A 313-nucleotide genomic window follows, 5' to 3' on the forward strand; every position below is an offset into this window, starting at 1 on the left:
CCTCCCGCCCCTACAGACCATCAACGCAAATGTGCCCTAGCCATTTTGCCCCGCATCTCTTATCTGGCAGGGACCAGACAGAAGGTGACGAGATGGCGGATTTCGAAAGCCCCGGCCCGGTCGAATCGGACTGGAAGGATGCAATCTCCCCGATCGAGGAGATCATCGAGGATGCGCGCAACGGGCGCATGTTCATCCTGGTCGACCACGAGGATCGCGAGAACGAGGGCGATCTGGTGATCCCGGCGCAATGGGCCACCCCGAGCGACAATTCAGCCACCAGGGCGCGGCCTGACTCCTGTCGAGCCGCCCG

1 protein-coding gene is annotated in these 313 nt (G+C 62.6%); it reads left to right on the forward strand.

Translation table 11 applies throughout. The annotated features are described in order from the left end of the window. Positions 1-92 precede the first annotated feature (92 nt). A partial coding sequence (locus R2601_RS00195; protein ID WP_007791764.1) for a 3,4-dihydroxy-2-butanone-4-phosphate synthase occupies positions 93-313 on the forward strand: 221 nt, incomplete at its 3' end.

This window comes from Salipiger bermudensis HTCC2601 (assembly GCF_000153725.1).
GTDB lineage: Bacteria > Pseudomonadota > Alphaproteobacteria > Rhodobacterales > Rhodobacteraceae > Salipiger > Salipiger bermudensis.